Annotated in this window: 13 protein-coding genes and 1 pseudogene; 1 reads left to right on the forward strand and 13 read right to left on the reverse strand. The window is 66.6% G+C overall.

Annotation, left to right across the window (positions count from 1 at the left end; translation table 11 throughout):
* Positions 1-192 precede the first annotated feature (192 nt).
* The 13 genes and pseudogenes from AC1PLA_RS10065 to AC1PLA_RS10125 form a co-directional block, all read right to left on the reverse strand.
* A complete protein-coding gene (locus AC1PLA_RS10065) occupies positions 193-2,547 on the reverse strand; it encodes a methyl-accepting chemotaxis protein (protein ID WP_481106092.1) in 2,355 nt (784 codons plus the stop codon).
* Positions 2,548-2,560: 13 nt separating this feature from the next.
* Entirely contained in the window at positions 2,561-3,322 is a 762-nt protein-coding gene (locus AC1PLA_RS10070) for a transporter (protein ID WP_228608959.1), read from the reverse strand.
* A gap of 260 nt (positions 3,323-3,582) precedes the next feature.
* On the reverse strand, positions 3,583-6,375 hold the full coding sequence (locus tag AC1PLA_RS10075; RefSeq protein WP_481106093.1) for a methyl-accepting chemotaxis protein: 2,793 nt from the start codon (positions 6,373-6,375) through the stop codon (positions 3,583-3,585).
* A gap of 50 nt (positions 6,376-6,425) precedes the next feature.
* Positions 6,426-8,603: a methyl-accepting chemotaxis protein gene (locus AC1PLA_RS10080; protein ID WP_481106094.1), complete on the reverse strand. Its 2,178-nt coding sequence runs from the start codon at positions 8,601-8,603 to the stop codon at positions 6,426-6,428.
* Positions 8,604-8,933: 330 nt separating this feature from the next.
* Positions 8,934-9,467 (reverse strand): hypothetical protein, encoded by a 534-nt coding sequence (locus AC1PLA_RS10085; protein WP_039521426.1) that lies wholly within the window; start codon positions 9,465-9,467, stop codon positions 8,934-8,936.
* A gap of 299 nt (positions 9,468-9,766) precedes the next feature.
* Positions 9,767-11,902, reverse strand: a pseudogene (locus tag AC1PLA_RS10090) (methyl-accepting chemotaxis protein); the annotation flags it as partial.
* A 498-nt stretch (positions 11,903-12,400) separates the two neighbouring features.
* Entirely contained in the window at positions 12,401-14,410 is a 2,010-nt protein-coding gene (locus AC1PLA_RS10095; protein ID WP_039527454.1) for a chemotaxis protein CheA, read from the reverse strand.
* 33 nt (positions 14,411-14,443) lie between these two features.
* Positions 14,444-14,809, reverse strand: a complete 366-nt coding sequence (locus AC1PLA_RS10100) for a response regulator (RefSeq protein ID WP_002806565.1) — start codon at positions 14,807-14,809, stop codon at positions 14,444-14,446.
* The gene (locus AC1PLA_RS10105; RefSeq protein ID WP_039521431.1) at positions 14,806-15,114 is read right to left on the reverse strand and encodes an STAS domain-containing protein; all 309 of its coding nucleotides are present in this window, start codon (positions 15,112-15,114) and stop codon (positions 14,806-14,808) included. Before AC1PLA_RS10105 ends, AC1PLA_RS10100 begins: the two co-directional genes overlap by 4 nt.
* A 103-nt stretch (positions 15,115-15,217) precedes the next feature.
* Positions 15,218-16,483, reverse strand: coding sequence for a chemotaxis protein CheW (locus AC1PLA_RS10110; protein WP_481106095.1), 1,266 nt, complete (start codon positions 16,481-16,483; stop codon positions 15,218-15,220).
* Positions 16,480-17,262, reverse strand: coding sequence for a ParA family protein (locus AC1PLA_RS10115; RefSeq protein ID WP_481106096.1), 783 nt, complete (start codon positions 17,260-17,262; stop codon positions 16,480-16,482). Before AC1PLA_RS10115 ends, AC1PLA_RS10110 begins: the two co-directional genes overlap by 4 nt.
* Before the next feature lies 1 nt (position 17,263).
* The gene (motD, locus tag AC1PLA_RS10120; protein WP_039515497.1) at positions 17,264-18,238 is read right to left on the reverse strand and encodes a flagellar motor protein MotD; all 975 of its coding nucleotides are present in this window, start codon (positions 18,236-18,238) and stop codon (positions 17,264-17,266) included.
* Positions 18,239-18,245: 7 nt separating this feature from the next.
* On the reverse strand, positions 18,246-18,986 hold the full coding sequence (locus tag AC1PLA_RS10125; protein WP_026064871.1) for a flagellar motor protein: 741 nt from the start codon (positions 18,984-18,986) through the stop codon (positions 18,246-18,248).
* Between the two features lie 697 nt (positions 18,987-19,683).
* Here AC1PLA_RS10125 and AC1PLA_RS10130 point away from each other — a divergent pair.
* Positions 19,684-22,785 (forward strand): TonB-dependent receptor, encoded by a 3,102-nt coding sequence (locus AC1PLA_RS10130; protein ID WP_481106097.1) that lies wholly within the window; start codon positions 19,684-19,686, stop codon positions 22,783-22,785.
* Positions 22,786-22,861 lie beyond the last annotated feature (76 nt).

Raw genomic sequence — 22,861 nt, forward strand, 5'->3', positions numbered from 1 at the left:
GGAACGCTCTCCAGCACGCTAGCGGCTGCCCGGCATGATTCTTTATCTTTGAAGGATGAACGGTGCGGCGGCCGGCTCGCGGATGCCGCGATCAGGCCGCCGGCTACGCTGCCGTGGCGGGCAGGGCGGGCACGCCGGTGGCGCGGCAAGCGCGCAGGTGCGGCCCAAGCTTGGGCCGCCTGCACGCGTGGCTCAGAAGTCCTGCCACTGCCCGTCGTTGCCAGTGGCGACCACCGGCCTGGTTGCCGGCTTGCGTGTAGCCGCTGCGCCGGGGCCACGCTTGAGCGCAGCCACTGCCGCTGCGGCCGTCGGCGCTGCCGCCATCGGTGCCGGCGCATCGGCAAGGGTGAAGCGTGACACCGCCTGCGCCAGCTGACCGGCCTGGTCTTCCATGGTGCGCGCGGCAGCGGTGGCTTCTTCCACCAGCGCAGCATTCTGCTGGGTGGCCTCGTCCATCTGGGTGATGGTGAGGTTGACCTGCTCGATGCCGGCCGACTGCTCCTGCGAGGCTGCCGCGATCTCGCCCATGATGTCGGTGACACGCTGCACGCTGGCCACGATGTCGGCCATGGTGGTGCCGGCCTGCTGCACCAGCACCGAGCCTTCGGCGACCTTGCTCACCGAGTCGTCAATCAGGTGCTTGATCTCCTTGGCCGCGCCGGCCGAGCGTTGCGCCAGCGTGCGCACTTCGCTGGCGACCACCGCAAAGCCGCGGCCCTGTTCGCCGGCACGCGCCGCCTCCACTGCGGCGTTCAAGGCCAGGATATTGGTCTGGAAGGCGATGCCGTCGATGACGCTGATGATCTCGGCGATCTTCTTCGACGAGACCTCGATGCCGGACATGGTGGTGACCACCTTGGCCACCACCGCACCGCCTTGCGAGGCGACGCCGGCCGCGCCGATCACCAGCTGGTTGGCCTGGCGCGCGCTTTCGGCATTCTGCCTGACGGTGGAGGTCAGCTCCTCCATCGAGGCGGCGGTTTCTTCCAGATTGGCCGCCTGTTGTTCGGTGCGTTGCGACAGGTCGCTGTTGCCGGCGGCGATCTCGCTGGAAGCGGTGTGGATGCTGCCGGCTGCCTGCTGGATGCGCCCGATCACCAGCGCCAGTTGCTCGGCGGTGGTGTTGGCATCGTCGCGCATGCGGGCAAACACGCCGTGGAAATCGCCCTGCATGCGCGCGCTCAGGTCGCCATCGGCCAATGCGCTGAGCAGGCGCGAGACCTCGGCGATGCTGACCGCGTTGGCATCGAGCAGCGCATTGAGCTGCTGCGCCAACTGCAGGAAGAAGCCTTGCTTGCCGGCGCTGTCGATGCGCCTGGACAGGTCGCCGGCCGCGGCGCTGCGCACCACATCGGCCACGTCGATTTCCACGCGTGCCTCGGCGGTGCGGTCGCGCCATTCGCAGACAAAGCCCAGATGCGCACCGGCCGGGTCGCGGATCGCCGAAACATCCTGGGTGATGCATGCCGCGCGGTACTGCACCTGGCGTTGCGCCGAATCCTGGCGATCCAGACGTTGATAGATCTCCGCATCCTGCGCATTGCCCACTTCCAGCATGGACACCGATTGGCCGATCAGATTGCTGGAGCGGTCGAACGCCGGCGCGCAGGCGTGGATGTCGTCGGCATAGGTCTGCAGCAAGGTCCGCAGCGCGGTGTTGGCGTAGATGATGGTCAGGTCCGGGTCGGCGATGTACATGCCGGTGGAGGCGTTGTCGAGCGCGGTGCGGATGCGCAGGTTTTCCGCAGCGATGCTGCGCTCGCGCTCCAGCCGTTCGCGCAGGTCGCGCTGCATGCGTGCCAGTGCGGCCATCAGGCTGCGCGTGTGATGTGCGGCCACCGGAATAGGCTGGTCCAGGCGACCTTCGGCGATGTGCTGCGCAGCGCTCATGGCCAGCTGCGGCTCGCCGCCGAGCAGGCCGAACACCGAGCGCAGGATCCAGCCTGCGGCCAGTGCCAGGCAGACGAAGGCGAGCACCACCGCGCCGCCTTGCTGCCACATCACCCGGTGGCTGTCCTGTTCGGCCTTGAGCCGATTGGCCTTGTTCAAGGCCAGGATGCGCTCGCTGATCGCGCCCATGCGGGTTTCCAGTTGGGCGAATTTGGCGGTGAAGTCGGCGTAGGCCGCGCCGCTGTCGGCCTGCGTTTCGGCCAGGGTCATGACCTGGTCGGCCGCGCCGATATAGGCCTGCACTGCCGGTGCCGCCGCGTCCAGATCGCTGCGCAGTGCCGGGTCCAGCGGCAGTTTGCGGTTGGCCTGCAGCGCCTGACGAAATTCCGTGGCGTGTTCGCCCAGTGCGCTGCGTGCTTCTGCGATCGCAGCGGCGTCCTGGCGCGAGGCAGCCAGCAGGGCGGCAGTGACGTCGCCACGCAGGGCGTCGTGCATCATGTCGGCCTGCATGTGGTTGCGCAGCGCATCGGAGGAGATGACCTGTGCGGCGATCGCGTCGAGCAGGCCGCGCTGGCCGTTGTAGCCGACGCCGCCCAGCGCGAGCAGCGCCAACGCTGCCACCAGCACCAGGATCCCCAGCATGTGCATGATCTTCATTGTGTGGCCTGTTTCAGAAGCGGAAAGACAGACCCACGCCGAGCGCGTGATCCGGTGAGCGATCGTTGAGGCCGCGGCTGTACACCGCGTCCAGTTGCACATCGTTGCTCAGCAGCCAGGCCGAGCCGACATCGAGCAGTGCCACGGTGCCACCGTCCTCGCTGTTGGCGACCTGCGGCAATGCCACTTCCACGAAGGAGCGCACGCGCTCGTTCCAGGCCTTGCCCAGCACCGCGCCGAAGATGCCGGCGGTGTAGCGGTTGCCTTGCCCATCGTCGTCCCACACCACGCCGGGCATCACCCCGGCCGAGAGGCTGTCGCTGAGCTCCCATTCGGCCACCAACCGCAACGATGGCCGTGCACCGTGCCCACGCAGGGCGCGGGCGCCGCTGGGCAGGTCCACATGCAGCAGCCAGGCCAGCGAGGCCTTGCCGTCGTCGGACCCGGCAAGATGGTGTTTGACCCCGAGCGACACATCGGACATGCCGCTCACGCTGGCCTCGCCGGGCGCGTCGATGCGCTGCCAGCCATCGGTTTCCAGCCGCAGTTCCCAGCTCTGGCCCAGGCCGTAGCGAAACAGCGTGGGCGTGGAATATCCGTCGACCGACGCATCGCGCTCCCAGGCGACGCTGGTTTCCACCTGCAACCGGCGGTCGCCGACGGTGAGACTGGACTCGACGAAATCAGGGCGGTCGGTGGCGATCGGATCTTCGGCGCGGGCATGGCCGACGACGCAACACAGCACAATACAGCTGGCAACAAGGCATGGCTTCATGGCGACCCCTGGAACGCGCGAATCTCCGGGCGCATGTGCAGGTCTGGCGACCAGGCAGATGCGCTGCTGGACCGGCTACTGCGCTGGGACGCAGGCCGCCGATGTCTCCCTCGCTAGCGGCAACGGCGGCTGAATCTTTAAGCATGGCCGATGGCCGGAGCCGGGCAGTGGGGTCGGGTGTCAGGTCAGCGATATGCCGCTAGTGGATGTGCTTCATCCTGCGTCGCAGCTGCGCGCGTGCGCAGCTGCACACGCTGCACTCAGAAATCCTGCCACTGGCTGTCGTTGCCGGCGACACTGCCGGGCGACTTGCGGGTGGGGTGACGCGGCGGTAATGCCGCACGCTTCTTGTCGGTCGGCGCCCGGGTGGATGGCGCAACCGCGCTGACCACGGGTCTGGCGGCAGGCGCAATCGCCGCCGGCCTGCCGGCATGGCTGAGCTTGAACACCGCCACCGCCTCGGTCAGCTGGCCGGCCTGTTCTTCCATCGCGCGTGCAGCGGCGGTGGCTTCTTCCACCAATGCCGCGTTCTGCTGGGTGGCCTCGTCCATCTGGGTCACGGTCAGGTTGACCTGCTCGATCCCGCTGGACTGCTCCTGCGAGGCGGCGGAGATCTCGCCCATGATGTCGGTGACGCGCTGCACGCTGGCGACGATCTCGGCCATGGTGGTGCCGGCCTGCTGCACCAGCGACGAGCCTTGCGCCACCTTGCCGACCGAGTCGTCGATCAGGTGCTTGATCTCCTTGGCCGCGCCGGCCGAGCGCTGCGCTAGCGTACGCACTTCGCTGGCGACCACCGCAAAGCCGCGCCCCTGTTCGCCGGCGCGTGCCGCTTCCACTGCCGCGTTCAGGGCCAGGATATTGGTCTGGAAGGCGATGCCGTCGATGACGCTGATGATCTCGGCGATCTTCTTCGACGAGACCTCGATGCCGGACATGGTGGTGACCACCTGCGCCACCACCGCGCCGCCATGCGAGGCGACATCGGCCGCGCCGATCGCCAGCTGGTTGGCCTGGCGTGCGTGCTCGGCGTTCTGCTTGACGGTGGAGGTGAGCTCCTCCATCGAGGCGGCGGTTTCTTCCAGGTTGGCGGCCTGTTGTTCGGTGCGTTGCGACAGGTCGCTGTTGCCGGCGGCGATCTCGCTGGCGGCCGCGTTGATCTGCGTGGCCGAGGTCTGGATGCCCGAGACGATGCCGGTGAGTTGCGCCACGGTGGCATTGGCATCGTCGCGCATGCGTGCGAACACGCCCTGGAACTGTCCGTCCATGCGCACGGTGAGGTCGCCCTCGGCCAGCGCGCTGAGCAGGCTGGAGATACGCTCCAGGCCTTGCGAGGTGGTTTCCAGCAAGCCGTTGAGCTGACGGCCGAATTCCAGATAGAAGCCGTGCTTGTCGTCCAGCGCCAGACGCTGGCCAAAGTCGCCCATCAGCGCCGACTGCACCAGCGCGGCGACCTCTGCCTGCGTGCTGACTTCGGCGCTGACATTGCGCCACAGCAGCATGCTGCCGCTGCGATGGCCATCGGCGGCGTAGAGCGGGGTCATGGTCAGGTCCAGCGTCACCGGGCCGAAGGTGTAACGCTCCAGCGTGGTGGACTGCAGTTGCTGCAGGCGCTGCAAGCGCGCCTTGCCGTCGGCATCGCTGCCGAATACGTAGTCCAGCGGTTTGCCGACCACCGCATCGGCGCTGAAGCCCTGCTGGCCCTTGGCATGAAACGCCGCTTCGCCGCATTTGAACGAGGTGTGCAGCGCCTCGGTGATGAACACCGCATTATGCTGCTCGTCGGCCAGCAGCACTTCCATTTCCGAATGTTCCAGCGCGGTGCGGATGCGCAGGTTTTCGTTGGCGATCTGTGCGTCGCGTTCGATGCGCTGGCGCAGGTCGGTCTGCATGCGCTGCATGGCGCCCATCAGGCGGCCGACTTCGTCCTGGCGCTGCGCGGCAATCTGGTTGTCCAGCTTGCCGGAGGCAATCGCACCGGCCACCTTGGCCGCGACGTCCAGCGGACCCACCACCTGGCGCCGCAACAGTGCGAACAGCGCCAGGCTGAGCACCATCGCCGAGCCCAGGCCGACCGCCAGAATGGTCCACAACAGCCGATGTGCCTGCTGCATGATCGCCGCATACGGCACCACCACGCCCAGCGCAAAACGCTCCTGCGCCTGGCCGATCTGCAACGGCACATAGGCGCTGACCGTGCCGGCGGCATCCGGCGTGAAATCCAGATAGTCCTTGCCGGCCCTGGTGGCCGTCAGCATCGTGCGATAGTCGGCGCCGTCGGCCGGCTTGCCGATCCGCGCAGCGTCGCGCGAGGCCAGAATCACCCCGGCGGGCGAGATCAGTTCGACATAGCCATCGTCCATCGGACGCAAGCCGCTCAGGCGCTTCTGCAACGCGGCCAGGGCGAAATCCACCGACACCACGCCCACGTATTTGCCCTGATCCATGATGGGCGTGGACAAGGTGGTCATCAGCACCGGCTTGCCGCCGATCTGGTAATCGTAGGGGCCGGCCACGATCTGCCGGCCCAGCTCGCGCGGTTTGAGGTTCCAGTCGCCGTCGCCGGGTTTTTCGTAACCGACCAGGGGTTCGCGGATCAGCGACTGGCCGTTGTAGGCCCAGTAGGTCATGAAACGGCCGGTGTTGTCGTGACCCTCGGCATCGACATAGTCGCCGTCCTTGCCGTCGAAGGCCTGCGGCTCCCACAACGTGCCCATGCCCACCCATTCGGGATGGTTCTGTAACTGGTCGTGCACGATCGCCGACGCCGCCTCGCGGCTCACCCCGCCGTGCGCACGCTGCGCCAGCAAGGCGCTGGCGACCGACTGGCCGGTGGTGAACGCCTGCCCCAGCTCGCTGCCGATCTGCTCGGCCTGATAGCGCGCGGCGTTCTGCATCGTGGTCTGTGCCGAGGCGATCAGTGCGCGGCTGCTTTGCCAGTAGCTGATCGCCGCAGTGAGGCCGAAGCACAGCAACGCAGCGACGGCGGTGCCGAGCATCAGGCGGTACGCCAGACTGCCGCCGGAGCGGGATTGCGTGAGGGACGAGGGCATGGGCGTGGCTTCGAAGTGAGGGAGGTGGTGCGGGAGCGATCGGGCGGTCGTCAGCTGGCGACGCGCAAGGCCTCCGCGCGCGCGGTACTACGGCTGCTGCCGCGCTGTGCGGGCGAGGCAACGCTTACCCGGAAGCTGGACACCGCCTCATCGAGCTGCTGCGCCTGCTGCTGCATGGCGTTGGCGGCGGCGGTGGCTTCTTCCACCAGCGCGGCGTTCTGCTGGGTGCTCTCGTCCATCTGGGTGACGGTGAGGTTGACCTGCTCGATACCGGCCGACTGTTCCTGCGAGGCGGCGGAGATCTCGCTCATGATGTCGGTCACGCGCTGCACCGAGGACACGATGTCGGCCATGGTCTTGCCGGCCTGATCCACCAGCGCCGAACCCTGCGCCACCTTGCCGACCGAGTCGTCGATCAGGTGCTTGATCTCCTTGGCCGCGCCGGCCGAACGCTGCGCCAGCGTGCGTACTTCAGAGGCGACCACCGCAAAGCCGCGACCCTGTTCGCCGGCACGCGCCGCTTCCACCGCCGCGTTCAAGGCCAGGATGTTGGTCTGGAAGGCGATGCCGTCGATGACCGAGATGATCTCGGCGATCTTCCGGGACGAGGTCTGGATGCCGGACATGGTGTCCACCACCTGGCTGACCACCTGGCCGCCCTGCGAGGCCACCGAGGCGGCACCGATCGCCAGCTGGTTGGCCTGGCGTGCGTGCTCGGCATTCTGCTTGACGGTGGCGGTGAGCTCCTCCATCGAGGCGGCGGTTTCTTCCAGGTTGGCGGCCTGCTGCTCGGTACGTTGCGACAGGTCGTTGTTGCCGGCGGCGATCTCGCTGGCCGATTCGGTGATGGCACCGGCGGCCTGCTGGATGCGCCCGACGATGCCGGCCAGTTGCGTGGCCGTGGTGTTGGCGTCATCGCGCATGCGTGCAAACACGCCGTGGAACTGACCGTCCATGCGCGCGGTCAGGTCGCCCTCGGCCAGCGCGGCCAGCAGCTCGGACAGCTTGCCCAGGTTGCGGTCGCTGACTTCCATCATCGCGTTGAGGTCGTTGATCATGCGCGCCGAGTCGTGCCTGAAGCGCGTGGCATCGCCGCGCTGGCTGAAGTCGCCATTGGCTGCGGCCTGGGCCAGGCGCTTGATCTCGGTGTTAATCGCCAGCAGGCTGGCCTTGGCCGCATCCATCGCTTCGTGCAGCACCGCGCGCGTGCCGGGCAGGCGCGCGGCGTCGCGCGACAGGTCGCCTTGCGCATATTCGTTGAGGATGCCGATCGCATCGATGATGGCGTCCAGGTGTTCGAAGATCATCGTATTGATGCCGCCGGCCAGCTCGCCGTAGACACCGGGGAAATCGGTGGGCATGCGGTGGCCGACGTCTTCGCCGGCGTGCATGTGCACCATCACCTTGGTCTGCGCGGAGAAGCGCTCCAGCGTGTGCACCATGTCGTCGGTGGCCTTGAGCATCTGGCCGATTTCATCGCTGCCGTGCTGTGCGGTGCGCACGCTCAGGTCGCCACGCGCCACGCCCTTGATGGCGGCGAGCGCACGCGACACCGGCTCCAGGATCGAATTGCCGATCAGCCAGCCCACCAGCAGGTTGAGCAGCACCAGCACGCCGCCGGCCAGGGTGACGACGCCGGTGAAGGCCAGCGCCTGGGACTGGGTGTCGTCCAGATACACGCCGGTGCCGATCACCCAGCCCCACGGCTTGTACAGCGCGGCGTACGAGGTCTTCTGCACCGGCTCTTTTTCGCCGGGCTTGGCCCAGGCGTAATCGACATAGCCGCCTCCGGCCTGCGCCGCAGTGACGAAGGCCGGGAAGATGCGCTTGCCGTCCGGGCTCAGCACGTCGTTGAGCGGCTTGCCGTTGAGATCCGGGCGGATGGGGTGCATCAGCATCACCGGCGTCTGGTCGGTGACGTAGATGTAATCCACGCCGCCGCGTGCGCGCATGGTGGACAAGGTATGCAGCGCGGCTTTCTTGGCGCTGTCCATGTCCATCTCGCCCTTCTCGGCGCGCTCGGCGTAGCCGTTGACCACCGCAATCGCCATCTCGATCTGGCTCTTGAGTCCGTCGCGGCGCGTATCGGTGAGATCCACGTATTGCATGCGGGCGGCGATCACCGCCAGCGCGATGATGCCCAGCGCCACCAGCGCGGTCTGCGCCAGGAACTTGCGCTTGAGCGGAACGTTGGCCAGCGTGTTTGCAATCGTGGTCTTGAAGGTCATGGCAGGTATCCAGCAAAGGAATGTGACCGGGATAAGTCGAATAGCGACCTGATCCCCAAAATGTTGAGCGCTGCGCGACAGCCGGTCCGACGGCGGCTTTTCAGCGGTTTTTGAGGCGAGACAGGCGTACGCCTGGCATGTCATCCGGTTGCCAGGGCCGCGCGGCGATTGCGCGCACCCGCGCGGGCAGGGCAGGCGGCACCGGGATCAGCCGGGCAGGGCGCACGCGTACCTGCGTGGCAGGCCGCGTGGTTTGGCGCAGCGCAGGGCTGGCTAAGCGGGGAATGCTGCAACGCCACTGCGACCACCCGGTCGCAATGCGGGCAGTGCTCAGTTGCGTTGCGTGTTGCCCACGCTGGCCACCGACTGCTGCAGGGTCTGCAGTTCGGTCCACAGCAGGTGGCGCGTGTCGCCGGCATGGCCCAGCGACAGGGCCTGCGCAGACTGCAGGTCGCCATCGTGCAGGGCGCGATTGGCCTGCCGATGTTGCGCCAGGTACTGGCCCAACTGCTGCTGCACCAGCGCGAACTGGCGCGCCTGTTCGCCCTGCGGCGCGCTGGCCTGAAAATAGCCCGCATGCCGTGCAATGCGTTGACGCAGGTTGCCCAGGCGCTCGTCATAGGCCTCGATGCGGGCAGGGTCGTGCGCTGCGGCAAGCTGCGCCCGCTGGTCGTCGCGCAACTGCACCAGGTCGATGGCCAGCGACTGCAGCGCGCTCATCGGCACGTTGTCCAGCAGGACCGAAACCGGCGCGGCCGGTGCTGCGAAGGACGGCGGCAACGAGACGCTGGCAACCAGCAGCGCGACGGCGAACACCGAGCCCAGCATGTGGCGGGCAGAGCGTGGTGAGTTGACGGTAGGCATGCGGACTTCCTTGAACGTAGCGCGGGCCAGGCAGCCCTCATTGCTCCTGGTATCGGCCGCCGAAGCTTGTGCTTGATCACCTTTCGACCAACGGCAGCATTGCCTGGCGATCGCAGGGGTGGTCTGGTGCGTCCGTGAGTCGCTGCCGGATGGCAAAACGCCCCGACAGGATCGGGGCGTTTCGGGTGTCGATGCCGACGTGTCAAACCGGACAGGGCGTTTGCTTCTCCCCGCGGCAGAAGTGGCGTGCAGCGTCGGACGAGGGGACGAAGGCAGGTCCCTGTGGCTTAAACCACCGTCAGATGCCGCGCGGCGGGTGTGCGGCTTGCCGACGGCAGTGCCACGTTCGGCTGGATCTTGAAGATCGCCACCGCATCGGACAGCTGCCCGGCCTGTGCTTCCATCGCCCGTGCGGCGGCGGTGGCTTCTTCCACCAATGCCGCGTTCTGCTGGGTGGCCTGGTCCATCTGCGTCACGGTCAGGTTGACCTGTTCGATGCCGGCCGACTGTTCCTGCGAGGCGGCGGAGATCTCGCTCATGATGTCGGTGACACGCTGCACGCTGGCCACGATCTCGGTCATGGTGGTGCCGGCCTGATTCACCAGCACCGAGCCTTCGGCGACCTTGCTCACCGAGTCGTCGATCAGCTGCTTGATCTCCTTGGCCGCACCGGCCGAGCGCTGCGCCAGCGTGCGCACTTCGCTGGCGACAACCGCAAAGCCACGGCCCTGTTCGCCGGCACGCGCTGCCTCCACCGCCGCATTCAAGGCCAGGATGTTGGTCTGGAAGGCGATGCCGTCGATGACGCTGATGATGTCGGCGATCTTCCTGGAAGATGCCTGGATGTCGGCCATCGTCGCGACGACCTTGCTGACCACCTCGCCACCTTGCGAGGCCACGCCGGCTGCGCCGATCGCCAACTGGTTGGCCTGGCGGGCGCCTTCGGCATTCTGCTTGACGGTGGAAGTCAGCTCCTCCATCGAGGCGGCGGTTTCTTCCAGGTTGGCCGCCTGCTGCTCGGTGCGCTGCGACAGGTCGTTGTTGCCGGCGGCGATGTCGCTGGCGGCCGCATTGATCGAGGTGGTGGCGTGCTGGATGCGCCCGACGATGCCGGACAGCTGCTCGGTGGTGGCGTTGGCATCGTCGCGCATCTGCGCGAACACACCGTGGAACTGGCCGTGCATGCGCTCGGTCAGGTCGCCGGCGGCAATTGCCTGCAGCACCTTGGACAGGGCACCCAGATTGCCATCGGCAGTGGCCATCAGCTGGTTGAGGCTCTCCACCATGGCCAGGAAGTCGTACTGGAAGCGCTGCGTATCGCCACGCACGCTGAAATCGCCATTGGCCGCGGCCTGGGCCAGCAACTTGATCTCGCTGTTCATCGCAAACAGGTTGCGCTTGACCGCATCCATGGTGTCGCAGAGCACGGCCTTCTCGCCGGGCAGGCGGTCCATGTCCTGGCTCAGGTCGCCGATGGCATAACGCGACATGATCTGTGCCAGCTTCATCTTCACTGCAATATGCGAATCGACCAGCGCATTGGTGTCGCGCACCATGCTGCCGTATTCGCCGGGAAACACCGCTTCGTCCATGCGGAAGCTGATCTGCCCGTCGTCGTGGCGGCGCGCCATGTCCTGCTGTGCGGCGGCAACCGCCTTGAGCTGGTCCTGCATGCCGCGCATGCTGGTCAACAGCTGGCCGGGTTCATCGCCGGGCTGCGGGCCGATCGGGTTGTCCAGCTTGCCGTGCGCGATGGCGTCGGCGACCTGGGTGGCCTGGGTCAACGGACGCACCAAGCTGCGCGAGATCAGCCAGGCCAGTGCGGCAGCAAGGCCGGCCGACAACAGACCGAAGGCGATCAACGCGCGGTTGGCCAGCGCCACGCTGCCCAGGATGGCGGCGGCACCGGCGGCGTTCTGCGCATTCTGCAATTCCACCGCGGCGCCAATCGCCTTGGAGCGTCGCTCCAGCAACGGCTGCGCTTCGCCGCGCAACAGCTGCTTGGCGCCATCCAGATCGCCGCTGCGGATCATGCCGAGCAGACGGTTGTTGGTGGCGCGGGCTGCGGTGAGGCTGTCTTCGATGGTCTGGCGTGCCCGCATGCCATCGGCGGTGGTCGGCAGACGTTTCAGCGCAGCCCACAACTCGGCGTAGTGCGCGCGATTGGCCTTGAGCTGTGCATCGATGGCGGGCTGTTGCTGCGGCGAGGCCAGCATGAAGTCGCGGATGTAACGCTCGCCAAGCATATTGCTTTCGCGCATCTGGTTGAGCAGCTGCGCCTTGCGGTTGTTGATCTCGATGATGATCGAGACCTGGTTCTTGACGGTCTTGAATTCGTACAGCGCCAGGCTGGTTGAACCGGCCAGCAGGACGATCAGCAACGCAAATGCCAACGCCAGGCGTCGCCCGACGTTGAGGGAGTGCAGAAATTTCATGGTGTTCTCGGAAGGGAGGGAGGAGAAGAGGTACAGCGGTAGCGTTCGCTAGCCGGCTTTCTTGAGCTTGCCGGCGTCTGCCGGCCCGCTTGCGTTCTTTAGATGTGACGCGTTGCGCAGTGTGCGTTTGGGAGAGCGGGGTGAGGAACGAGGTGACCTGAGCTCACGTTGCAGATCGCGCACAGCCAACGCTGAGCACGCTGCGCGCATGCAGGCGTGCTCAGCCACGGGCAGGCAGGCAGCAAAAACAGGGCACACAGACGCCGCAACGACAAAGCCCCGGCATCGCTGCCAGGGCTCTATCGTTGCCGCACAAAGTAGCGGCCTGGATGCTTTGAGCCCCTCTCCTGCGGGAGAGGGGATGGTGCGAGGGTACCGGCGCAGCCGCGTGTAACTCCGACTGTGCGTGGCTGTGCTCGTACCCTCATCCGCCCCTTCGGGGCACCTTCTCCCGGTGGGAGAAGGGATCACATTGCAGTTGTTGCGTGGCTTGGCGTCTTACGCGGCCTGCGGTACGCGCAGCGAGCGCACCAGCCCACCGATGTCCACGATCAGCGAGACCCGGCCATCGCCCAGGATGGTGGCGCCGGACACGCCCGGGATGCGGCGGTAGTTGTTCTCGATGTTCTTGACCACCACCTGTTGCTGGCCGAGCAGTTCGTCCACTTCCAGCGCGATCTTCTGGCCATCGCCTTCGACCACCACCACCAGCGGTTCCTGCGAGGACTGCTGCCCGCCGAAGCCGTAGTAATCGGTGAGCGACAGGATCGGCAGGTACTCGCCGCGGACCCGCAGCACCCGGCCGTCGCCCGCCATCGAGCGGATGTCTTCCGGTGCCGGCTGCAGGGCCTCGAGCACATAGGCCAGCGGCAGGATCAGGGTTTCGCCGGCCACCGACACGGTCATGCCGTCGAGGATGGCCAGGGTCAGCGGCAGACGGATCAGCACGCGGGTACCGCTGCCGGCATTGCTTTCCAGCTGCACTTCGCCACCCAGGCCCTGGATGTTGCGGCGGACCACGTCCATGCCCACGCCACGGCCAGACAGGTCGGTCACGGCATCGGCGGTGGAGAAGCCCGGTGCGAAGATCAGGTCCCACACCTGCGCATCGGTCGGGTTGTCCGGCACGGCGATGCCACGTTCGGCGGCTTTTTCCAGGATCTTGGCGCGATTGAGGCCACGGCCGTCGTCGCTGACTTCGATCACGATATGGCCGCCCTGGTGCGAGGCCGCCAGGGTAATCGTGCCGGTCTCGTCCTTGCCGGAGGCGCGACGCGCATCGGGCATTTCCAGACCGTGGTCGATCGAGTTGCGCACCAGGTGCACCAACGGATCGGCAATCTTTTCGATCAGGCCCTTGTCCAGTTCGGTGCCTTCGCCGATGGTGCGCAGGCGCACCTGCTTGCCAAGGCGGCTGGAGAGGTCGCGGACCAGCCGCGGGAAGCGGCGGAACACCGCATCCACCGGCAGCATGCGCACGCCGATGACCGCTTCCTGCAGGTCGCGGGTATTGCGTTCGAGCAGATCCAGGCCGGCGAACAGCTGTTCGGCATGCGCCGGATCCAGGCCGGTGGAGACCTGCTTGAGCATGGCCTGGGTGATGACCAGCTCGCCGACCAGATTGATCAACGCATCGACCTTGTCGACGCTGACGCGGATCGAGGTTTCCGCTTCGGCAGCGGCGGCCTTGGCCGGCGTGGCGGCAGCAGCGGCGGCAGGTTCGGCAGCAGCGGCAGGTGCCGCAGCGACGGCGACCGGCGCCGCGACAGCGGCTTCGACGGCCAGGCTCGGCGGCGGGCCGGGCACCGCCATCGGGCGGATGTCCAGCTCGCAATCGTCCACCACCCAGGCGAAGGTGTCTTCGATCTTGCTGCGCGGAATCTTGCCGATCAGGCCCAGGTCCCAGGCCAGGTAGGCTTCCAGCGGGTCGATGTTCTCAAAGCCCGGCATGCGCTCCAGGCGTGCGGCAATCTGCAGCGGGCCCAGGTGCTCGAGCTCGCGGATGATGCGCAGCGGGTCGTTGCCGCTCATGAACAGCGACGGCGCCGGGGTGAAACCGATATGCCAGGCTTCGGGTTCTTCTTCCTTCGGCTTGGCGACCGCGGCGGCGGTCGGCGCTTCGCCGGCCAGCACGGCGTTCAAACGGGTATGCACGGCCTTGACCGCGGCCGGGTCGGCCGGGGTGCCGTGTTCGGCTTCGCGCAGCAGGGCGCGCAGCACGTCGACCGAGCCGAGCATGGCATCGACCGCATTGGGTTCGAGCTGGCGCTTGTTGGAGCGCAGCTCGTCCAGCAGCGTCTCCAGCACGTGGGTCAGGCCGGCGACGGCTTCGAAACCGAAGGTGGCCGCGCCGCCCTTGATCGAGTGCGCAGCGCGGAACACCGAGTTGATGATTTCCGGGTCGCGGTTGCCCTCTTCAAGGGACAACAGCCCGGCCTCCATCGCGTCCAGCCCTTCGCGGCTTTCCTCGAAAAAGGTGGCGTGGAAACGTTGCAGGTCCATGCTCATGGGCGTGAGATCCGATGGTGAAGCGAGTAAGGATTAACCCAGAACTTTCTGGACGGTGGCGATCAGCTGTTCCGGATTGAACGGCTTGACCAGCCAGCCGGTGGCACCGGCGGCCTTGCCTTCGGACTTCTTGTCGGCCGCCGACTCGGTGGTGAGCATCAGCATCGGGGTGAACTTGTAGTCCGGCAGCTGGCGCAGCTCGCGGATCAGCGAGATGCCGTCCATGTTGGGCATGTTCACGTCGGTCACCACCGCATTGAAGCGTTGGCCCTTCGCGCGGCCCAGCGCAACGGCGCCGTCCTCGGCTTCTTCGACGGCAAAGCCGGCAGAGGTGAGGGCGAAAGAGACCATCTGGCGCATTGACGCCGAATCGTCCACCACCAAGATACGTGCGCTCATGCGGCGTTCTCCACAGATTTCAGGTTGTCATTGGATGCGGAAAGTCCGAGCGCGTCGGTGACGCCGAGCAGACGGGCCGCATCTCTAAAAGTGTCGTTGCAGCCATCGAATTCGGTATGCAAGCCCGCCTGGCGGCGCGTCTGCACAAAGGCGCAGAGCAACTGCACGCTGGCGGTATGGATGCGCCGGACGTCGCCGGCATTGAGCACCAGGTCGCCGTCCTGGGTCAGGAACGCGGCAAGCTTCTGCTTGAGGTCGGCGCTGGTCTCGATGCCGAGATCCTCACCCAATGTCACTGTGCTCATTGTTGCTCCGAACGGATGGTTCTATGCGTACTAACGGCGGGGGGCGGGAAAGCTTTAACGCTGAATCGTTGCGCGTGCAGGTGCGCGTCAGCTGCGCGCTGGATCAATGCAGCAGATGGCTGGCATCGAGCAGGATCATCGGTTGATGGCCCAGCCGCGCGACGCCGCGGAACAGGTTGTTGGAAATGCGGCACAGGCGGGCGTTGTCCGGCGGCTCGATCTGCTGATCGGTCAGGCTGGTGACATCTTCCACCGCCGACACGCGCAGGCCCATGGTCTCGCCGTTTTCTTCCAGCACCACCACGCGCGTCTGCAGGTCCATGTTGATCGGCGCCGAGCCCAGATGCATGCCCAGATCGATCACCGGCACCACCTGGCCACGCAGGTTCATGATGCCGAGCATCGCGCTGGCAGTGCCGCGCAGTGGCAGCAGCGGTACCGGCAGCACCACTTCCTGCACCTTGAGCAATTCCAGCGCATAGGTCTGCTCGCCGCAGCGCAGGCGCAGCCAGCGCGTGCTGCGTTCGCTGGCGCGCCGCTCGGCCTGGATGTGCTCGGCCTGGCCGGGAGCCAGCAGTGCCTGCAGGCCTTGCGGGTAGATCGGCGGCGGCGGCGCGCGGTGCGGTGCCTGCATGGGTGCCGGCGCAGGCCGTGCCGGTACCGGCGGGGCAGGTGCGGCATCGGCAAAGGCCGGGTCGGCATCCATCTCCGACAGCAGATCGGCCGCCAGCAGATCCGCGCTGGAGGCCGCCGTGGCGAAGGCCGGGTCGGCGTCCATTTCGGCCATCAGGTCGGCCGTGCTCATGAACGGGCTGGGCGCAGCGGTGGCAAAGGCCGGGTCGGCATCCATTTCGGCGAGGAAGTCGGCAGCAATGTCTGCGGTGCTGGGTGCGGCGACCACCGGCGGCCCGAAGGCCGGGTCGGCATCCATTTCGGCCAGGAAATCGGCAGCGATGTCTGCGGCGCTGGGTGCGGCAACCACCGGCGGCCCAAAGGCCGGGTCGGCATCCATTTCGGCCAGGAAGTCGGCGGCAATGTCCGCGGCGCTGGGTGCGGCAACCACTGGCGGCCCGAAGGCCGGGTCGGCATCCATTTCGGCGAGGAAATCGGCAGCGATCGCGTCGGCGCTCAGCACCGCGGCAATCGCGTTGGACGTCGCCGCTTCCGACACAGCGGCGGCTTCGGGAGCCGCGGCAGCCTGCACCGGCGGCTCGGCCAGCGCGAGGTCTGCGTCCGCAGGCGCCGGAGTTTCGCTGGCAGCAGGGGCGGCAGTGGCCCCAGCAGCCGGGGCGGGGATCTCGACGCCGGCGTCGTGCAACAGGCCTTCCAGATAATCGTCCAGCTCACCGTTGGCGGTGTGGTTGCTCATGCAGCTTGCTCCATACGCATCGCGTCATCGGCCAGCACCCATTCCAGCGCGCGGCGATAGGCGGACAGGCCGCGGCCCTGGTAGTCGCCGCCGGTGGCGGGGACAGTCAGTGCGGCGGCATTACAGATTCGGGTATCCACCGGCACCGCGTCTTCCCAGACGACGGCGCCGTAGGTGTCCTGCATCTCCCTGAGCGTCTCGGTGCCGGCGCGGGTGCGACGGTCGAACAGGGTCGGCAGGATCGACACCGGCAGCGCGCGGCGACGCGAGCGCTGCACCATGTCGGCAGTCCGCACCATGCTGGCCAGGCCATGCAGCGCCAGCGGCTCGGCCTGGGTCGGCACCACCACGCGGTCGCAGGCGGCCAGGGCATTGATCATCAGCAGGCCGAGCGTGGGCGGGCAGTCGAGCAGGATGTAGTCGTGCTGGCCGGCATGCCGGGTCATTGCGTTCTGCAGCGCCAGGCCCAGGCCGGGCTGGTTGGCGCTGCGGCGTTCCAGCGTGGCCAGTGCGGCTTGTGCGCACACATAGGACAGGCCGGGGATGGCGCTTTCATGGGCCAGGCTGGCCAGGTCGCTCGGCGGGGTGCCGAACAGGTCCAGCACACCGCGCGGCGGCGGGTCGATCGCCACACCGAACGCGCGGGTGAGGGAGGAGTGCGGATCGAGGTCGATCAACAATACCCGGTGGCCGAGCGCGGCCAGGCCGCGACCCAATGCCAGCGTCGTGGTGGTCTTGCCGACGCCGCCCTTTTGGTTGGCGATTGCCCAGATACGCATCTCACTGCACTCCTTGAATTACGGCGGGGACGGAACTTGTGCCGCTTTCGGTGGTGACGGCCGTTTGGCCGCCGTCAGACTTGGGAAGCTTGGGCGCCCCGGCGGCGGTCGCATGCATCTGCGATGGCGGATCGGGTGCGAGTGAGCCAGCCGAGTCAGCGAGGATGATCAACACCACACGCCGGTTCGCATTCCGTCCCGCCTCAGTGCTGTTATCGGCACGTGCGCGGAATTCTCCATAGCCCACCATCGCCAATCGTTGCGGGGCCACGCCGTCGTCGGCAAACAGGTGCACCACGCTGGCGGCGCGCGCGGCCGACAGCTCCCAGTTGGAGGGGAACTGTGCGGTGGCGATCGGCTGGTTGTCGGTATACCCCTCCACGCGCACGCCATTGGGCGCATCGCGCAGCACCGCGGCCAGCGCCGACAGGGTGCCGCGGGCGCTGCCGGCCAGCGAGGCCGAGCCGGTGCCGAACAGGATGTCGCTGTTGATCTCCACCTCGATCCACAGGTCGTTGCGGCGGATGGTGATGAGTTTCTGCTCGATCAGCGGCGCCAACGTCTTGCTCAGCTGCTGGGCCACCGCGTCCATCTGCCGCTGCGCGCGCGCCAGCTGCGCCTGGTTACGCAGCGACACCGGCATGCGCATCTGGGCGGCCATCGACGGCAGCAGGGTGGGGTCGGTCGGCCCGCTGGAGGCGGCCATCGGCGCGCCGGCCTTGATCACCGAGGGGCGGTCGTAATCGGCGCCCAGGGTCTGGGTCTTGCCGATCTGCACCGGGCTGGCGGCAGTGGACGAGCCGCCGAAAGCGGTGGTCAGCGCCTGCGCCATGACCTTGTACTTGCCCTCGTTGAGCGAGGAGATTGCGTACATCACCACGAAGAACGCCAGCAGCAGCGTCATCAGATCGGCATACGGAATCGCCCACGCTTCGTGGTTGCCATGGTCTTCGTGATGTTTGCGACGGCGGGCCATGACGGGACTAATGCAAGTATCCGGCCAATTTCGACTCGATGTTGCGCGGGTTCTCGCCCTGGGCGATCGCGATCAGGCCTTCGATCGCCATTTCGCGCTCGTTGGTGCTGCAGTGGATGACGCTCTTGAGCTTGGCGGCGACCGGCAGGAACAGCAGATTGGCCGAAGCGATGCCGTAGATGGTGGCGGTGAACGCCGCGGCGATGCCATGGCCGAGCATGGCCGGGTCGGCCAGGTTCTTCATCACCGCCATCAGCCCCAGCACCGCGCCGATGATGCCCAGCGTGGGCGCATAGATGCCCATGCCTTCGAACACCTTGGCCGCGGCAAGATCCTGACGCTCCTGGTTGTCCATTTCGATCTCGAGCATGTGCCGCATGGATTCGGGCTCCACGCCATCGACCAGCATCTGCAGGCCCTTGCGCAGGAACGCGTCGTCCTGGCGCGGGAGCTGGTCTTCCAGGCCCAGCAGGCCCTGGCGGCGGGCGATGTTGCTCCATTCGACGATGCGCGCCAGCAACTGCGGGCGATCGCTGGCCGGCGGCTGGATCACCCAGCGCAGGATCTTGAAGGCGCGCCGGAAAACCGCCGGCGAGGTGTGCAGCAGGATCGCCGCCACGGTGCCGACGATCACGATCACGAAGGCAGCCGGCGACCACAGCGACGAAATGCCGGCGCCTTTCAACACGCTGCCGCCCACGATCGCCACGATCGCGAGCACCAGTCCGATGATGCTGAGTCTGTCCATGGAAGCCATATCGGCGCGAGCGCGGCGGACTTGATAGGCGCACTCGGTCGATGCGCCAGAAAGTTGTCGTTTTGCGGCATGGGCCGCTTCCACGCTGGCGTCGATGCAGGGTTGACAGGTCATCGGCGCGTGCGCTTCCGACCAAGGCGTGTCATCAATGCCGCAGCAGGCCCCGCCGCCCTTGCGCGTGTACGCAGGCAACAAACGCGCGCATGTTCGGTGGTGGCGATCGCGTTGGCGATGGCCGCCAAGCGGCGTGTGGTGGACGATGCCCTGACGTCGATCCAGCCTATTGCTGAGTTTGGTTTCAAATAAGGTGCGTTCTGGCGCTTCGGCGAACCGCTTGCGTCCGGTTGCGGGCAAGGGTGTGTTGCTTGCAGCGATCACGCTGCTGCAGCCGGCGACGCGGCAGGCCGTGCCATGCCGCGCGCAAGCGTGGCGGGCCGGCCGGCCATCGTGGATGCCTTGCAACGCCGCGGGCCTGTTGCGGGGCAGAATGCGCTGCCGCATCGGCTGTGCTACTTAGCTTTCCACGGCATTAGAACGATCTAATTGCATCTGCGTGGAAGCGGACGCAAGAGGAGGGGGGCGCAACGGCGCCGGATATTTCTGCGTCACTTCGCGCGGCGTCTTTGTCCGATCGTTGTATCGACAGGAATCCGCCGAAGCCGATCACTACTGGGAGAGCATGATCGAAATGAACTGCATGCCATTCGCACGCAACCGCAGCACGCTGTCCGCCGGTATCGCCATCGTCTTGTTCGCGAGCGCCGCCTCTACCACCGCTGTCGCCCAGCAGGCCGACGCCACGCCGGCGCCCACCGGCCAGGCCGAGGTGCAGGCCACGGACCTGGATGCGGTGACGGTGACCGGCTACCGCTACGCGATCGAAAAAAGCCTGGAGCAGAAGCGCAACGCCAACGCCGTGGTCGATGTGATCACCGCCGAGGACGTGGGCAAGTTCCCCGACAAGAACGTGGCCGATGCGCTGCAGCGCGTGCCCGGCGTGGTCATCAGCCGCGACGGCGGCGAAGGCAAGAACGTCAGTGTGCGCGGCCTGTCTTCGGAGCTGGTGCTGACCGAATTGAACGGCAACTACATCGCCACCGCCGAATCCAACGGCGACCCGACGCGCTCGTTCAACTACACGCTGCTGCCGTCGAACCTGCTGGGCAGCGCGGAGCTGTACAAGACCCCGGAAGCGCGCATCGACGAAGGCGGCATCGGCGGCACGGTGATCCTGCAGACGCGGCGCCCGCTGGAACTGGAGCCACATTCCGGCTTCGTCTCGGCCGAGGGCACCTGGTCGGATACCAGCAAGAAGACCGACGGCCAGTTCTCCGGTTCGTACTCGTGGCACGACAAGGACAACCGCTTCGGTGTCTTCGTTGGCTACACGCAGCAGAAGCGTACCGCGCGCACGCTCAATGCCAGTACCGAGAGCTGGCAGTGGTACGGCCGCGACGAAGTCGGCCCGGCGGTCGACGTGAATGGAAATCCGTCGGACTTCAACGCCAACTGGTGGGGCGGTACCGGTTTCTGGGACCAGAACAGCAATTACTACACCGGTTTCATGATGCCGACGGCGGTCAGCCTGGACGCCAAACGCGAGGAGCGCGAACGCAAGGGTGGGCAACTGACCTTGCAGTTCAAGCCGACCGACGACCTGACCCTGACCGCGAACTACTTCCGCTTCGACCTGTCGCAGGACTCGCAGACCAATACCATCAAGATTCCCGAGTGGAACATTGCCCGCTATAACGGCGATGGCAACTGGCGCGGCGGCCGTCTGCTCGACCGGCTGCAGTTCGATCCCAGCGGCACGATTGTCACTGGCGCCGCCTACAGCCTGCGTCCGGGCAAGACCTACTATTGCAGCGAGGCGCAGGCCGCCGCGGCCGGCCTGCCGCCGGGCGGCTGGGGCTCGGACGATTGCACCGTGCCGACGCCGCAGATCACCGGCAGCTACAACATCGAGAAATCGCAGTCGCAGACGGTGGATCTGGGCGGCGAATGGCGTGGCGAGCAGGTGGACGTGGCGTTCAAGGTCGGCCGCACCTGGGCCAAGGGCGGGCCGGAGCTGCAGTTCTCCCTGCCGATCAAGCCGCGCCTGCAGAACGCCGACGGCAGCTGGACCAACGGCAACTTCGCCAGCGCCTGGGACCTCACCGGCACGCCGTCCATGACATTCTCGCCGCAGCTGATGCAGAACCTGCGCGACGGCATCCTGCAGGTCGACCTGGGCTCGACCGGCTCGTCCTGGACCCGTAACACCAATCAGCAGCAGTACGCGCAGATCGATACCACCTGGCATTTCGATGGCGAGGTCTTCGACTCGCTGCAGTTCGGCCTCAAGCGTCGCGACGGCGGCATCCACCGCAGTACCGGCAACAACTACTGGGTGTGCCCGGGCACCGATCCGGGCGACTACGACAACCGCTACTGGAACGGGCGCTGCAATGCCATCGCCACCCAGTTCTCGCCGGGCCTGCTGTTCGCGCAGGACAACCTGGCCGGTGGCGTCAACGCCAGCGCGTTCCCGGCGATCAACTTCCCGGGCTACATCGGCTACTTGAACCAGACCTACGGCGCGATGCAGACCCGCAGCGAAGACAACTTCGTCTACAACGTCGACGAGGAGATCTATTCCACCTACCTGCAACTCAACTTCCACACCGAGCGGCTGCGTGGCAACGTCGGCGTGCGGGTGGCGCGCACCGGCCAGCGTGCCGATTCCACCGACAAGGTGACCGCCTACAACGACTACTTCTTCGATGGCGCCGACGGCAATCCGCTGGCCTGCCAGCAGGGCGCCGCCATGCCCAGCGGCGCCCCGGCCGACACCTATTGCGGGACCGAAGGCTACTGGCGTTTGTCCGACAGCGTGCAACGCACCGAGTCGTTCGTGGTCAGCGGGCTGGACCGCAACTACACCGACGTGCTGCCGAGTTTCAACCTGGCCTACGACCTGACCGAGAACCTGCTGCTGCGCGCGGCAGCAGCCAAGGTGATCGCACGTCCCAGCTACAACGACATCGCCGCGCCTGGCAGCCTGGAGTTTTACAGTCCCGAGTACGTGGCCGACCGGCGCCTGACCGGCGGTGCCAGCGAGCAGGGCTGGTACGGCTCGGGCAGCAACAAGAACCTGGAGCCGTACAAGGCCAACCAGTTCGACCTGGGGCTGGAATGGTATTTCCAGCCGGGCTCGGTGGCAGGTGTGGGACTGTTCCGCAAGAACGTGGAGAATTTTGCGGTCGACGTGATCAGCGACGTGAACATGATGGTCGACGGGCAACCGGTCACCGTGCAGAACTACAGCACCCAGGCCGGCGGCCAGGACGCGGTCTCGCAAGGTGTGGAGCTCTACGCGCAGCACACGCTGCCATTCGGTCTTGGTGTGCAGTTCAACTACACCTACAACGATGCCAGCAAGGCGGCGGTGCGGCTGGAGGACGGCACCGAGGCCGGCGAGACCTCCATGCCGGGCAGCGCCAGAAACCAGACCAACCTCACCGTGTTCTACGAGATCGACAGCCTGCTGCTGCGCGCCTCGTACAACCGTCGCGGCGAACTGGTGCAAGGCCTGGTCAACGGGTTGAACGTCTTTGAGGAGCCGTACTACCAGATCGACGTGAACGCGGCCTACAACATCACCCCGGCGCTCAGCCTCACCGCCTCGGTGCTGAACCTGACCAAGCAGGAGTCCCGCTCGCACCTGGGCGAGGACACCCGCGCACGCTTCTATACCGGCGGCTACGCAGGCCGGCTGGCGTACCTGGGGCTGACCTACAAGTTCTAGCGCCAACGTGTCGCGCCCATGTCTGCCGCGTGGCGGTATGGGCGCGATGGTAAAGAAGTGAACCTGGAACCGTTAT

The sequence above is a fragment of the Xanthomonas sp. NCPPB 1826 genome, from assembly GCF_056725285.1.

What these genes read in the sequence shown, in the direction of transcription:
- AC1PLA_RS10070 (WP_228608959.1), bottom strand. Translation starts at nt 3,322, where the DNA reads ATGAAGCCATGCCTTGTTGCCAGCTGTATTGTGCTGTGTTGCGTCGTC.
- AC1PLA_RS10065 (WP_481106092.1), bottom strand. Translation starts at nt 2,547, where the DNA reads ATGAAGATCATGCACATGCTGGGGATCCTGGTGCTGGTGGCAGCGTTG.
- motD (WP_039515497.1), bottom strand. Translation starts at nt 18,238, where the DNA reads ATGGCCCGCCGTCGCAAACATCACGAAGACCATGGCAACCACGAAGCG.
- AC1PLA_RS10080 (WP_481106094.1), bottom strand. Translation starts at nt 8,603, where the DNA reads ATGACCTTCAAGACCACGATTGCAAACACGCTGGCCAACGTTCCGCTC.
- AC1PLA_RS10100 (WP_002806565.1), bottom strand. Translation starts at nt 14,809, where the DNA reads ATGAGCGCACGTATCTTGGTGGTGGACGATTCGGCGTCAATGCGCCAG.
- AC1PLA_RS10110 (WP_481106095.1), bottom strand. Translation starts at nt 16,483, where the DNA reads ATGAGCAACCACACCGCCAACGGTGAGCTGGACGATTATCTGGAAGGC.
- AC1PLA_RS10115 (WP_481106096.1), bottom strand. Translation starts at nt 17,262, where the DNA reads ATGCGTATCTGGGCAATCGCCAACCAAAAGGGCGGCGTCGGCAAGACC.
- AC1PLA_RS10105 (WP_039521431.1), bottom strand. Translation starts at nt 15,114, where the DNA reads ATGAGCACAGTGACATTGGGTGAGGATCTCGGCATCGAGACCAGCGCC.
- AC1PLA_RS10125 (WP_026064871.1), bottom strand. Translation starts at nt 18,986, where the DNA reads ATGGACAGACTCAGCATCATCGGACTGGTGCTCGCGATCGTGGCGATC.
- AC1PLA_RS10085 (WP_039521426.1), bottom strand. Translation starts at nt 9,467, where the DNA reads ATGCCTACCGTCAACTCACCACGCTCTGCCCGCCACATGCTGGGCTCG.
- AC1PLA_RS10075 (WP_481106093.1), bottom strand. Translation starts at nt 6,375, where the DNA reads ATGCCCTCGTCCCTCACGCAATCCCGCTCCGGCGGCAGTCTGGCGTAC.
- AC1PLA_RS10095 (WP_039527454.1), bottom strand. Translation starts at nt 14,410, where the DNA reads ATGAGCATGGACCTGCAACGTTTCCACGCCACCTTTTTCGAGGAAAGC.
- AC1PLA_RS10130 (WP_481106097.1), top strand. Translation starts at nt 19,684, where the DNA reads ATGAACTGCATGCCATTCGCACGCAACCGCAGCACGCTGTCCGCCGGT.